General features: G+C 33.7%; 11 protein-coding genes. 7 read left to right on the top strand and 4 right to left on the bottom strand.

Features of this window, described 5'->3' with window-relative positions:
* Positions 1 to 195: 195 nt before the first annotated feature.
* From rpsA to NWE55_RS03280, 4 genes are all read left to right on the top strand, one after another.
* Positions 196 to 1,953 (top strand): 30S ribosomal protein S1, encoded by a 1,758-nt coding sequence (rpsA, locus tag NWE55_RS03295; protein WP_155092062.1) that lies wholly within the window; start codon positions 196 to 198, stop codon positions 1,951 to 1,953.
* 493 nt (positions 1,954 to 2,446) lie between these two features.
* Positions 2,447 to 3,238: a hypothetical protein gene (locus tag NWE55_RS03290; RefSeq protein ID WP_155092061.1), complete on the top strand. Its 792-nt coding sequence runs from the start codon at positions 2,447 to 2,449 to the stop codon at positions 3,236 to 3,238.
* Positions 3,238 to 3,999: a hypothetical protein gene (locus NWE55_RS03285; protein WP_155092060.1), complete on the top strand. Its 762-nt coding sequence runs from the start codon at positions 3,238 to 3,240 to the stop codon at positions 3,997 to 3,999. The genes NWE55_RS03290 and NWE55_RS03285 overlap by 1 nt, the downstream gene beginning before the upstream one ends.
* Positions 4,000 to 4,007: 8 nt before the next feature.
* The gene (locus tag NWE55_RS03280) at positions 4,008 to 5,102 is read left to right on the top strand and encodes a toxic anion resistance protein (protein WP_155092059.1); all 1,095 of its coding nucleotides are present in this window, start codon (positions 4,008 to 4,010) and stop codon (positions 5,100 to 5,102) included.
* 71 nt (positions 5,103 to 5,173) lie between these two features.
* On the opposite strand, the gene NWE55_RS03275 is transcribed toward NWE55_RS03280, so the two are convergent.
* The 3 genes from NWE55_RS03275 to pepT all read right to left on the bottom strand — a co-directional run bounded on the left by NWE55_RS03275 (position 5,174) and on the right by pepT (position 10,226).
* A complete protein-coding gene (locus NWE55_RS03275; protein ID WP_258204607.1) occupies positions 5,174 to 6,376 on the bottom strand; it encodes a DUF4374 domain-containing protein in 1,203 nt (400 codons plus the stop codon).
* Between the two features lie 9 nt (positions 6,377 to 6,385).
* The gene (locus NWE55_RS03270) at positions 6,386 to 8,746 is read right to left on the bottom strand and encodes a TonB-dependent receptor (RefSeq protein WP_258204606.1); all 2,361 of its coding nucleotides are present in this window, start codon (positions 8,744 to 8,746) and stop codon (positions 6,386 to 6,388) included.
* Positions 8,747 to 8,981: 235 nt separating this feature from the next.
* The gene (gene pepT, locus NWE55_RS03265; protein ID WP_155092056.1) at positions 8,982 to 10,226 is read right to left on the bottom strand and encodes a peptidase T; all 1,245 of its coding nucleotides are present in this window, start codon (positions 10,224 to 10,226) and stop codon (positions 8,982 to 8,984) included.
* Positions 10,227 to 10,434: 208 nt separating this feature from the next.
* On the opposite strand from pepT, the gene NWE55_RS03260 reads away from it, so the two are divergent.
* From NWE55_RS03260 to NWE55_RS03250, 3 genes are all read left to right on the top strand, one after another.
* Positions 10,435 to 11,250: an alpha/beta hydrolase family protein gene (locus tag NWE55_RS03260; protein ID WP_155092055.1), complete on the top strand. Its 816-nt coding sequence runs from the start codon at positions 10,435 to 10,437 to the stop codon at positions 11,248 to 11,250.
* 80 nt (positions 11,251 to 11,330) lie between these two features.
* Complete coding sequence (locus tag NWE55_RS03255) at positions 11,331 to 11,906, top strand: pseudouridine synthase (protein WP_155092054.1); 576 nt, start codon at positions 11,331 to 11,333, stop codon at positions 11,904 to 11,906.
* A 19-nt stretch (positions 11,907 to 11,925) separates the two neighbouring features.
* Positions 11,926 to 12,927: a cation diffusion facilitator family transporter gene (locus tag NWE55_RS03250; protein ID WP_155092053.1), complete on the top strand. Its 1,002-nt coding sequence runs from the start codon at positions 11,926 to 11,928 to the stop codon at positions 12,925 to 12,927.
* On the opposite strand, the gene NWE55_RS03245 is transcribed toward NWE55_RS03250, so the two are convergent.
* Positions 12,911 to 13,699: an ABC transporter ATP-binding protein gene (locus tag NWE55_RS03245; RefSeq protein WP_155092052.1), complete on the bottom strand. Its 789-nt coding sequence runs from the start codon at positions 13,697 to 13,699 to the stop codon at positions 12,911 to 12,913. The genes NWE55_RS03250 and NWE55_RS03245 overlap by 17 nt on opposite strands.
* Positions 13,700 to 13,779: the final 80 nt, after the last annotated feature.

Below are 13,779 nucleotides of genomic sequence, written 5' to 3'. Positions count from 1 at the left end.
TTTGAAGTTAGTGTATTAAGTATGAAAAATGTATTAATTGTTTGGTGGTTAAATTAAAAATAGTAATTTTGCACAGCTTTTGGATCAGCTTGGTTTCTCCATTAGTGTATTTTATAAAAAGTAAAACCTCTTCTATTGAATGTAACTGGTATTAAGAAACTTACACATTAATAGAATACAAATTTATTATCAGCTATGTCTGAAATCAATAAAACACAAGAAGATTTTTTAAAAGACTTTAATTGGGAAAACTACGAAAACGGTATTGATGCTGTTGATGATAGTCAATTAAAAGAGTTTGAAAATTTAGTAGACAAAACATTCATTTCTACAGATGATGAGGAAGTTGTTGAAGGAGTTGTAGTAAGAATCACTGACAGAGATGCAATTGTTGATATCAATGCTAAATCTGAGGGTGTTATTTCTTTAAACGAGTTCCGTTATAATCCAAACTTAAAAGTAGGAGATAAAGTAGAAGTATTAATCGACGTAAGAGAAGATAAATACGGACAATTAGTTTTATCTCACAGAAAAGCTCGTACAATCAAAGCTTGGGATAGAGTTATCGCTGCTCATGAGTCTGGAGAAATCGTTAATGGATTCGTTAAATGTAGAACTAAAGGTGGTATGATCGTTGACGTATTCGGTATCGAAGCATTCTTACCAGGTTCTCAAATTGATGTTAAACCAATCCGTGATTACGATCAATATGTGAACAAAACAATGGAGTTCAAAGTAGTTAAAATTAACCACGAATTCAAAAACGTTGTTGTTTCTCACAAAGCACTTATCGAGGCTGATATCGAAGTTCAAAAGAAAGAAATTATCGGTCAATTACAAAAAGGTCAAGTGTTAGAAGGTGTTGTTAAAAACATTACTTCTTACGGTGTATTCATTGACTTAGGAGGTGTAGATGGTTTAATCCACATCACTGACTTATCTTGGTCAAGAATTAACCACCCAAGTGAAGTATTAGAATTAGACCAAAAATTAAATGTTGTTATCTTAGACTTTGATGATGAGAAAACAAGAATTCAATTAGGTTTAAAACAATTATACGCTCACCCATGGGATGCTTTAGATTCAAACTTAAATGTTGGAGATAAAGTTAAAGGTAAAGTAGTTGTTTTAGCTGATTACGGTGCTTTCATCGAAGTTGCTGAAGGTGTTGAAGGTTTAATCCACGTTTCTGAAATGTCTTGGTCTACTCACTTAAGATCAGCTCAAGATTTCGTTAAAGTAGGAGATGAAGTAGAGGCAGTTATTTTAACTCTTGATAGAGAAGAAAGAAAAATGTCTTTAGGAATTAAACAATTAACTCAAGATCCTTGGACTGATATCACTGCTAAGTACCCAGTAGGTTCTAAACATGTAGGTATCGTTCGTAACTTTACAAACTTCGGTGTATTCGTAGAATTAGAAGAAGGAATTGATGGATTAATTTACATTTCTGACTTATCTTGGACTAAGAAAATCAAACACCCATCTGAGTTTGTAAACGTAGGAGATAAATTAGACGTAGTAGTATTAGAGTTAGACGTTGAAGGACGTAAATTATCTTTAGGACACAAACAAACTACTGCTAATCCTTGGGATAAATACGAAGATGCTTACGCTGTAGGAACTGTACATTCAGGAGAAATCTCTGAAGTAGTTGACAAAGGTGCTACTGTAGTATTCGAAGAGGATGTAGTTGCTTTCATTCCAACTCGTCACTTAGAGAAAGAAGATGGTAAGAAATTGAAAAAAGGAGAATCTGCTGAGTTCAAAATTATTGAGTTCAATAAAGAATTCAAGAGAGTAGTTGCTTCTCATACTTCAATCTTCCGTGAAGAAGAAGAGAAAAATGTAAAAGCTGTTGAGGCTTCTAACAACAATACTGCTGAGAAAACAACTCTTGGTGATATTGACGCTCTTGCTGAATTAAAAGAAAGAATGGAGAAAGGAAAATAATTCCTAACTTATAATATTTCAAGCCCTAACATTTTAATGTTAGGGCTTTTTTGTTTTTAAATTATTAAGCTAAAGTTGTAAAAGAGTACCAAGTTAAGTACTTATTACTTTTCTAAGCTCTTTGTCTAACTGGGAAGTTATGTGGATAGGAGTGCTGCTTGGAAAGCCTGGTAATCTTTTGTCATAGTTTATAGTACAAGATTGCGTCAGTATCACGAATTGGAACTTATCAAAATTAATAATGACAAGGTTCTGAAGTTAAAGCAGCATTTAGCAGATACATTAGTTGTTGTGATTAAAGGTTATAAACAGGAGGTTCTTGAGATTAATGGTGTTAAAACTATGTCATTTTGAATTGATCTTGCTATTAATGTTGGTCAATTGAAGTATGAAGGCTTGAAATAAGATATAATTTGTTAATAAATACCGAAAATTAAATCTAATCTTGTATTGTTTTTAATATCTTTAAAAGAAATTTAATCTTTTTAATTTGATGGGTTGGTTTACTAAAAGAAGTAAAAGTTGGGAAGTTAAAAATACTGTACTTTTATTAGGCGTAGTCGGATCAGTTAGTTTTATCAGTTTCGGTGTCTTAACACCTATTGCTATTGCTATTTTTGGCAATATAGTCAATGTTAACAGATGGTTTTGGAAATCTTGTATGATTGCCCTTGTTTATCTGTTGTTTTTAATATTAGCCCTTTTCTTTTTGGTAGCTGATGTAAGTTCAACTTATGTTTTAGCAGTTAATTTTTTAAGCTTTTATATTTATGTAGTTTATATGTCTTTAGATTTAGGAGAGTATCTACAACGATTAGATCTACAGAATTATATTACATTAGAGAAGAATAAAGATTACAACTACGACGCTGTAATTAGTCAGTTTAATCAAGTACAGGAAGATATATCACCCAAAGATCGTTTTATTGCTAAACTTACTTTCTGGAGAGATCAAATTAGCAATGCTAAAGTGGTTGAGAATGTAAGCGAATTAATACGCTTGACAGAAATCATCATTGCAAAGGATGAAAGTAGAGCTGATTTGTTTTTCGTGCGTCATGGCAGTACAATTGAAAATGTTTTACAGCAATATGTTGAGTTGGATCAAACTTATATCGCAAATGCATCAGTGATTAGCACAAAAGAGAATTTAGAACATGTTATTGCACAGTCTAAAGTAGTATTTGAAAATGAATTGTCTAATATGATTGAAACGGAAGCACTTCAAGTCGATGGAGAAGCTTCTGTGTATATATCTGTTTTGAAAGGAAGGGGGATTTTATAATGGGATGGTTTACTAAGAAAGAGAATAGTTGGGAGATAAAGCATAGTTGGTTGGCTATACTATCTCTGTTTTTTCCATTTGTTTTTCCTCCATTGGGAATGCTATATATGGGAATTGTTGGTAAAATTAGAAGTTTATTATACGGAAGCTTTCTCTGGATGGCTTTGTATACAGGAGTTTACTTTTTTTACTTTTTTATAGGTAATACAACTTTCTTTAAATTATTATCCTTTTGCGTTTTCTTGGGAGGTGCAGTAGTTGTTTCAATGTATTTAAGAGTGTTTTTACAACGTTTGCACTTGAGGTATATTATTAATTTAGAATGGTCTAAGAAATACGATTATAAGGATTTTATACGAAGAAAGAATATATCTGAAATTTTATCAGTAAGTACCTTTATTGATAGCTTAACTAAGTGGCAAACTGTAGTAAAGAATGCTGAAGTAAGAGGGTATATTGCAAAGATGATTCTATTAGTTAAGAAGATAACAAGTCAAAATGACCAGTTTGTTAGTGAACTGTTTTTAGAGAGACATGCATATTCTATTGAGAATATTCTGCAACAGTATTATCAGATTGAGTTGTCAAAAATAGAGAATGACGTTATTAAGGAGGCAGAAGAAAAATTGAGATTTACAATAGGACAGGCTTCTCAAGCATTTGAAAATGAGTTGACAGGTAAGATGAAATTTCAGAATATGTCCATTGAAGCTGAATCATCAGCTTATTTAGAAGATATGAAAACACGAGGTTTATTATAAAAAGAAATATGGAAAAAGATATTCAACAATTAAGACAAGAAAGAGAGTTAGCTCCAGAAATCAATGTGGAATTCACGGAGCAAGAACAGCGACAAATTGAATCTTATAAGAACAGTATCAATTTAGCTAACACTACTCAAGTAATTCAATACGGTGCAGGGAGCCAATTAAAGTCAAGTGCTTTTGCAACAGAGATACTTAAACAGGTACAGACAAAAGATTTGGGAGAAACTTCCAATGTACTTGTTGGATTGCGTCAAGAGATTAAATCTTTTGAGGGCATAGCTGAAAAGAAAAGCTTAATTCCTTTTTTTGACTCAATCAAAAAGAAAATAGGTAGACTACAAGCACAGTATAGTAAGGTTGAAACAAATATTAATGCGATTGAACTTCAACTTGAACGTCATTATAAGAACATGATGAAGGATGTCGCAATGTTTGATAAGTTATTTGATGAGAATAAGAAGTACTTCAAGGAGTTGTCTTTGTATATTGAAGCAGGTGATCAGAAGTTGGTAGAATTACACGATCAAGTTTTACCACAAATGAAACAAGAGGCTGAGTCAGACAATGATCCCTCAAAGATTCAAGCTTATAAAGATATGGAGCAACAAGTTGTGCGCTTTGAAAGAAAAGTACATGATTTGAAACTGACGCGTATGGTTATACTTCAATCTTCCCCTCAGATAAGAATGGTGCAGAATAATAGTTTAATGTTGATGGAGAAACTACAATCCAGTATTGTAAATACTTTGCCACTTTGGAAAAACCAGATGGTTCTTACATTGGGGATTGCTCGTTCTCAGCAAGCATTAAGTGCACAACAAGCCGTTAATGATGCAACTAATCAATTGCTAACTCGCAACAGTGAAATGCTACGTGATGCAACAGTAAAAGTGGCACAAGAAACTGAAAGAGGTATTGTGGATATTGAAACGATACGCAAAGTTAACTCTGATATCCTTAGTACTATTGACGAAATTGTACGTATTCAAACAGAGGGACGTGAAAAACGTAAAGCTGTAGAAGTGGAGTTAAAAGATGCTGAACATCAGTTAAAACAACGTTTATTAAACAATAATGTAGACACGAATAAAAAGTAAACGTTATAGATAACGTCATACAATAAAAAAAGCTTTCTATTTAGAAAGCTTTTTTATACCATATAAATACGTTAATCATAGAATTTGTCAAATCTTGCATATCCTGAGATATTTGTTGGAATTGACATTCCTTGTGTAACTTTATCTGTTTTACTGTCGTAGATCCAAACATAATTGTTATTGTCTTTCGAATTAATAGCGAAGTATAATTTGTCATTTTGAACAAAAGTTCCCCATTCATAAGGTTCATCACTTGGAAGTTCTTTAAATTCTCTGACGATTTGCTGCGTTTCTAAATCGACTAAAATGTATCTTCCGTTATAACTATTACCAAGTTCTTTGTCGCGGTAAAGTACCATCATCTTATTGTTTCCTAAGTATTGTAATATGGTTTCTACCTTTTTGCCTTTTACCAGTTTAGTTAAGTTAAAGGAGTAGTCTGCATCGTAAGAGGTTTCTCCTTGATTTACTCTAAACAAGTATATGTCTTCATCATCACTTTGTACCCTTGGAAAACACGGATAATAAAATTGATTGTTTTCTGTTGTAAATGTCGTGTGGAAGTAAGGTGAAGCATTTGACACCCCTGTACTTCGATTATCTACTCTTGTATCTTTAACTGTAAAATCGCTGTAATCAATAGTAGCAAAATTATAGTAATCGGGAATTAACCATTTGTCATCTCGAAAACCATATTGCATATATAATGTGTTGTCGAAATAAGTAATTGCACCGACCATATAGTGATTGTATTCATCAGGAAAAGGTGTTAGGCCTTTAAAAGCATCTTGTTTAATGATAGAAAGGTCTTCTGCATTGATAATAGTATATCTTATTTCACCAGCATTTCCTGTTGTACCAGCAATTAGAAGTGTTTTGCTATCTATCCAAACAAAGCTTGAGATTTCTGATATGTAGGTATATGGTATTTCTTTAATGGTCACTAATCGGTCATTGGTATATTTGAATTTCTTTAGGATACCTTGATCGTTTTTATAGTTATAGATATATCCATTCTTTACGATATAGGAATAGGTACCTTTAGTGTTAATTTCATCACCTTCTTTTTTCAAATCCATTTGGCCTTGTGTGAGGTCATTGGTAGCTGTCATATAGTGAACTGTATTAGGCCAGCTTCCCAGGGCAGATAACAAAAAGTAGTTGTAATCTTCTTCTCCTTGATATCCTCCTGCGCTGCTTGGTTCTTTACTGCAACTTCCCAAAACGAAGAATAGGCATAGTAACGATATGCTTTTGTATATATTTAATTTCATTTTATTCTTTTATTTTAATGCGTATCTAAACTTGAAATAAAAAGCGCGGCCTTGTTTTTGTAACTTAAAGTTATCGTATGCAAGGGCATCTCCTATGTTTGTGCAATCAAGAGCAAAGTTATACTTGCCATTTTGCATGGAGTAGCTAACTCCAACATTGTGTAAAGTTTGTCTTGGTATGGTCGGAATATTTCTTTTGTTACCGTAAGACTGCCAGTTTTTATAGTACCATTCAGTCATTTGTAAGCCATAATGAAATTCTAAGCGACTGCCTTCTTGGATGATATTGTTTTGTCCAATACTAACATCAACGTTTCCAAATAGCCAAGGTTGGTTTGGTACCTCTTTTTTGTATGTTGCAGAAACCACGTCATTGCTATTATTCGCATATTTAGTATTGTCATACGCATAGTTATACGTGATGTTCATCATGACTCTGATTAAGTCCTTGTATTGATAGTTAACTTCCCCTTCGATTCCTTTAGTTAGGATGTTAGTCAGGTTTTCGTATTTAAATGTACTGTTGTGTAAGTTTTGTACAGTATAGATAAAATCCTTTGTATCTCTTATATATCCAGCTACTTCAGCTCTTACAAAATGGTCAGCAAAATTATTTGAGTAATAGAAACCAAGGTTATAGTTATTACTTGTTTCTGGTTTAAGTTCCATATTAGCCGTTACAGATACGCCGTCACCAAATATTTCATCAGGTTCAACTAAGCGATAAGAGTGTTCATACGAAGCTTTAACTCCAAGTTTATCTGTTATTTTAAAGGTAGAGGCAATACCGTACCCCCAATTATCATATGGTTCTTTTACTTTCTCATCCAAACGCGTTTCTCTATTAAAAACTAATTTTTCTAAATCTACTTTGTAGTATTTAGCGAAAAAAATGTTGGACCATCTTTTATCAAAAAAGTCTTGTTGATAGGCTAAAGACAGTATTTGCTTGGTCATCTTGGATGGTGTTATATCAGATTTCTTATTTACAAGAGTATTATACGATGTGTTTTTTAAGTAATCAAAGGTGTAATTTGCTGTGAATTTATGATTTTCAGCTATTCTATAAGTAGTGGTAAGTTGTGAGTATAATCTATCTTCGTGTTTTTTGTTTATTTGATAACCTCCTAATTCACTTGTAGCTGAAGGTACATAACTACCATCCCAACTGTATTTTCTTAGAACTGTATCTGTTGAAGTTTCTAAGCTTTTAGAGTAACCAGTATAAAAGTTAATATCCAATTTATCATTGAGTAGATTAGCTTTCTTATACTTTACAAAATAGTTATTGGCATCTCCATCTTGTTTTAGTTTTCCATATACAACTTCTTGATCTGCTCCTGTTTGTATGTTTTTGTCAAAAAGGGAATGAGAAACTCCTACGAACAATTGATCAGCCCATGATTTGTCTTCAATACCAAACTCTCCCATAACAAATAGCGATTGATACTCATCATTAAAGCGCTTTACATCTTTTAATTCAAAAGCATTTGTATTGGTGTTCCAGATTTTCATGTCCTTCATTTTATAATCGTTATCTGATTTATTTAAGAAGGTATTTACGCGCATGATTAAACCTGTTTTCTGATCTTTTAATTGTCCATTAAGATTAACCTTATGTGTATTAAAAGAGCCTATTGTATAGCTTGCGTCTAAGTAGTCTTTACTCGTTCCATTTGATATAATATTTACAGCACCTCCCATAGCGTCGGTACTTAAGTGCACTGGTACGACTCCTTTAAATATTTCTACGCGTTGTGCCATGTTGATAGGTAGGCTATTCATATCTACTCCTTTACCTAACATTTCTAAAGGCACCCCATCGATAAAGAATTTAACAGCTTTACCTGACATACCATTAATAGAGAAATTGTAATCCGATCCCACTCCTCCTTGTTGGCGTATTTTGATTCCCGATGTTTTGTTTAAGATTTGATTCAGATCCATTGTGCTGTTTGCCAACTGTTTCATGTCAATAGCATTAACAGTAAAAGCTTCTTCTTTAAGAGAAGTGACTTTCGATTTAGCAGTAATCACAACATCATTCAGAACAGCTAAGTCTTGTTCTAATTTTATTCTCAAGGACTGTGTTCCTTCTTTTACAGCAATCGTTTTCGAATATGGTTTATATCCGATATAGTTTACTGTAATGGTCGTGGAACCTAAGTTACTTTGTAAAACGAACTCTCCTTGCTCATTTGTAGCTGTACCAGTTGTTGTTTTGTCAATCATTACGGTTGCTCCAATAGCTGGAAGTGAGTTTTCGTCTAAAACTACTCCTTTAATACTTCCAACAGCAGTCTGAGCATGTAAGTTTAAGTGAAAGAGTACACTTATAACTGCGAAGGTAATTGTCCAATACGTTTTCATTATTTTTAATTAGAATAAATAACAAAATTATAATGGATATTAATTCTAACCTAATAAAACATGAATTATTTTTATTTGTTCTAAGTAATGTTAGTGTAAAATTATTGTATTATCAAAATATAGTCATATTATGACAAAGTATTTTTATTAAAAAATTAAGGAATGATTTGGCAGATATAAAAAAAAGAGGCCTATACATAGACCTCTTTTTAGTTATATGAGAATAAGAATATCCTTATTGTTTTTTAGCAGCAGTAAGTTCAGCAATTTTTACAATTACTTGAGTAGCTTTTACAATGCTTTCTACTGGTACGTACTCGTATTTTCCGTGGAAGTTGTGTCCTCCAGCAAAAATGTTTGGACATGGCAATCCCATATAAGACAATTGTGCTCCATCTGTACCACCTCTAATAGCTTTAATCAAAGGTTTAATGTCAAGGGCTTTCATAGCTTCTTCAGCGATATCTACGATATGCATCACAGGCTCAACTTTTTCTCTCATATTGAAATACTGATCTCCAATTTCACAATTCACAATTGGGCCACCAAATTTCTTGTTGTATTTTTTGTTGATTTTATCTGCAAGTTTAGCAATTTGCTTTTTGCGCTTTTCATACTTTTTCAAGTTGTGATCGCGTATAATTAACTCAACTACAGACTCTTCAATAGTACCTGTAACGTGGTGTACGTGGAAGAAACCTTCATATCCTGTTGTTCTTTCAGGTACTTCGTCTTTTGGCAATTTTTTGATAAACTTGTTTGCAAGCAAGACAGAGTTGATCATCTTACCTTTAGCATAGCCTGGGTGTACGCTTTTTCCTGAGAAAGTCAATTTAGCATATCCCGCATTAAAGTTTTCAAATTCTAACTCTCCAATTTGACTTCCGTCCATTGTATAAGCCCATTCAGCGCCAAATTTCTTAACGTCAAACAAGTGTGCTCCTCTACCAATTTCCTCGTCAGGTGTAAATCCAATGCGGATTTTACCGTGTTTGATTTCCGGATGTTGGATTAGATACTCCATTGCTGATACAATCTCAGTAATACCAGCTTTATCATCAGCACCTAATAATGTTGTACCGTCAGTAGTAATTAAGGTTTGACCTTTGTATTGTAACAAGTCTTTAAAGTAAGACGGAGATAATATGATATTTTGTTCTTTGTTTAAAACGATATCACCACCATCATAGTTTTCAACGATTTGTGGTTTAACATTAGCACCAGAAAAATCAGGAGATGTATCAAAGTGAGCGATGAAACCGATTGTAGGTACTTCGTGATCTACGTTACTTGGTAATGTTGCCATGATGTAAGCATTTTCATCTATAGTAACATCTTCTAATCCTATTTGTTTAAGCTCCTCTACTAATTTATTTGCTAAGTCCCATTGTTTTTCAGTACTTGGACATGTGTTTGAAGAAGCATCAGATTCAGTGTCAACAGTTACATAACTGATAAAACGATCAATGATATGTTGCATAATGTGTTATTTTTATAGTAAACAAAAATAAGAATTAATTATTTAGAAGTTCAAATATTTAAGGATTTCTTATTTAGACCTGTATTATTGTCGGTAATCAAAGAGGGGGTTTATAGTGATTTACAATGCTGAGACATCGCAATTTTGGAAAATCATTATTTGTGTCTTTTCTTTATTCCTATCTTTGAGTAAGAAAAGATATTTTACTATGAGAAACTTTCTGTCATTTTTGTTGTTGTTTCTTACGTGTACAGTATACGCATTGGAACCCATAAAAGAGTATGTAGATCACCCAGGTAATTCGGAGTATAAATTTGAAGCAGTTGAAATTCTTACGGAGGATGCTTATAAATTGAAGTCGTGGATTATCTTTCCCAAAGAAGAAAGTGACTTGCACCGCACTTTGATTTTGGCTTATGGGGATAATGGCAATATGTCCTATTTAGTTAGACAAGTATTGGAAGTAGTCGGACAAGGGTATACTGTAGTTATGTTTGATTACCGAGGATTTGGAGAGAGTCAAGATTTTGTTGTTGAAAAAGATGTATTGTACTACGACGAGTTTACTTTAGATTTAAAAGCTGTTGTAAATTATACCAAAGCGCGTTTTGATACCAAAATAGGAGTATGGGCTTTATCTATGGGGACTATTTATGCAACAGAACTTTATTCGCAACTTCCTTATGATTATTTGATAGCTGAGGGATTTGTTGGAAATCCAAAGAAAGTAGTAGAAGTGGTACACAAACACTTAGAGCGAGAATTGACTCTACCTGAAAGCTCCTCTAAATACGAGTTGGCCCTAAGCAAGTTGTCTTTACCTGTTCTTTTCTTCGCGGGAGACAGAGATGGTTTGACCTCACCTGAGGATAGTTATAGAGCTAAGTATTTGAATGAAAAAAGTGAGGTTATCTTGTTCAAAGGTGGGCACTTGCAAGGCTTCCAAGCATTGTCAAATGAATATCACGGTCAAAGGTATATTGAAGCCATTAGCTCTTTTTACGAACGCACTTTTAAGGAATAAACTTCAAATTATAATAGAATCCTAATAATAGGATAGGACTTAATGGCTACATTTGCACCCAGAAAAGGTATTGAGAAAGAATGTCAGAACAATCGAATCACAAGCATTTTAAACTGTACAAACCACATGGTTATATCAGTCAGTTCATCTATGAAAAGAAACGCAATAAACGCAAATTAGGGGAACTTTATAATTTTCCTGAGGGAACAATGGCTATTGGACGTTTAGATGAAAACTCAGAGGGGTTACTTCTGCTGACAACCGATGGAATGATGAGTGAAATAGTTAGAGGGGCAAAGTACGAAAAAGAGTATTATGCTCAAGTTGATGGTATGATAACAGATGAAGCTGTTGCTTTGTTGCGAACAGGGGTTGAGATAGGAGTGAAAGGGGAAAAGTATATGACAAAACCTTGTGAAGCTGAACTACTTGAGTGTTTACCCGATTGGGTAGGTGAAGGTAGAAGGGTGAGAGATGAAAGACATGGACCTACAAGCTGGGTACGCATCGTACTAACCGAAGGAAAGTTTAGACAAGTGAGAAAAATGACGGCTAATGTTGGTTTTCCTACACTTAGACTTGTGAGAGTTCGCATTGGCAATCACCGTTTGGAAGGATTAAGCGTAGGAGAAGTTGTTGAAGTGAAAGAATTTTAATAGTTAAAATAGTAAGGGAATGAATACTAAAGCTAAAGATAATTATCAGTTTCAAAAGATCATTGCAGCAGTAGGAGTACTTTTATTTGTTGTCAAGATTATAGCTTGGAGTATTACACACTCTGTTGCCATTCTTACGGATGCATTAGAAAGTGTTACAAATGTTGTAAGTGGTTTTATCGGCTTGTATAGTTTGTATTTGTCTTCTTTACCTCGAGATAGAAATCACCCTTACGGACATGGAAAAGTGGAGTTTATCTCCGCTACTATTGAAGGCGGATTGATTATTATGGCTGGTGTAGTGATTATCTTCGAAGCCGTTAGAAACTTTTTGGATCCCCAACCTATTGGTCAATTAGACTACGGTATCTTATTAGTTGGTATTACTGCGATTGTAAATTACGTCTTGGGTTGGTATGCTATCCGAAAGGGAAGTCAAAATAAATCATTGGCATTGATAGCAAGTGGTAAGCATTTGCAATCTGATACTTATTCAACTATTGGTATTATCATAGGTTTAGTTTTACTCTATTTTACAGGATATCAATGGTTAGATGGTGGAGTCGCATTAATCTTTGCCGGTATAATCATCGTGACTGGGTATAAGATTGTTCGGGGAGCTATATCGGGCATCATGGACGAAACAGACGAATTACTCTTGGAAGAAGTTATCGCTTATTTACAAGAACACCGCAGAGCTAATTGGATTGACTTACATAATTTGCGAATAATCAAATATGGCAGTGTTTTGCATTTCGATTGTCACATGACTGTTCCATGGTATTTTACAATTGTTGAAGGACACAAGGAGGTCGAAATATTAGAAAGGGAGATTAGTGAAAAGTTTGGTACAGACTTAGAGCTTTTTGTTCATATGGATGATTGTAAAAGTTTTTCATGTAAAATTTGCACCAAAGAAGATTGCCCTTTTAGAAGTGACCCATTTGAAAAACAAATAGAATGGAACAGAGAGAATGTTCTAAAAAACAAAAGACACAATAGTCCTACTCAACTAAAGTAAAGCGAAGTTGTTCTGGACAAAAAGAGATAGAAGCATCGTTAAAGAAGTTGTCAAATACATTCATTTGAACAACTTCTTTTATTTTGCCTTGTATTGAAAAGCGTTCTTTTAAAACAATAATTTGATCACTTAGTTTTAACGCTAAGTCTATATCGTGATTGGAGAGCAAGATTGTTTTGTTTTCCTCACGTGCCAGCTGTTTTAAGATTTTATACAGCGATACTTTGTGGTGAAAATCTAAGTGATTTGACGGTTCGTCAAGTAATATAATAGGGGTGTTTTGTGCAATTGCCCTTGCAATAAATACGCGTTGTAATTGCCCATCACTTAACTCCGAAATATTTCTGCCTTTTAGATCTTCTAACTGACAATAGTATATAGCTTTATCAATCCACTTGATGTCTTCTTCTCTCAAAAGGGTATTTCTCTTTAAATGTGGAGTACGACCTATTCGGATCAAATCATATACAGTTAGATTTTGCACAATCACCTTTTCGGTAAGCACTACACTTATCTTTGTTGCGATTTCTTCTCTTGTGTATTCCTTGATAGATTTGTCAAGTATATAGAGCTCTCCAGAAAGAGGAGTATATTCTCCAGCGAGGGTACGCAGTAGAGTTGTTTTGCCAATGCCATTTATCCCGAGCAAGCTGATTAACTGTCCTTGGGGTAGTGAAAGATTGATATTCTCTTGGATAGCTATATTTGCTCCTTTGTATTTGTAGCCTATTGCTAAGCTTTTTGTTCTAAGAGATATAGGTGTATCTTCCATTTTTTTGGCTTTTTGGATTACAACAAACATACGGTATTATCCTTAAAAAATAGATGCTAAAGTTATTAAATCCATCAATT

It is taken from the genome of Myroides albus (assembly GCF_024722315.1).
Classification (GTDB): Bacteria; Bacteroidota; Bacteroidia; order Flavobacteriales; family Flavobacteriaceae; genus Flavobacterium; species Flavobacterium album_A.
The sequence above is the reverse complement of the archived record's forward strand: the minus strand, read 5'-3'. Positions and strand labels throughout refer to the sequence as shown.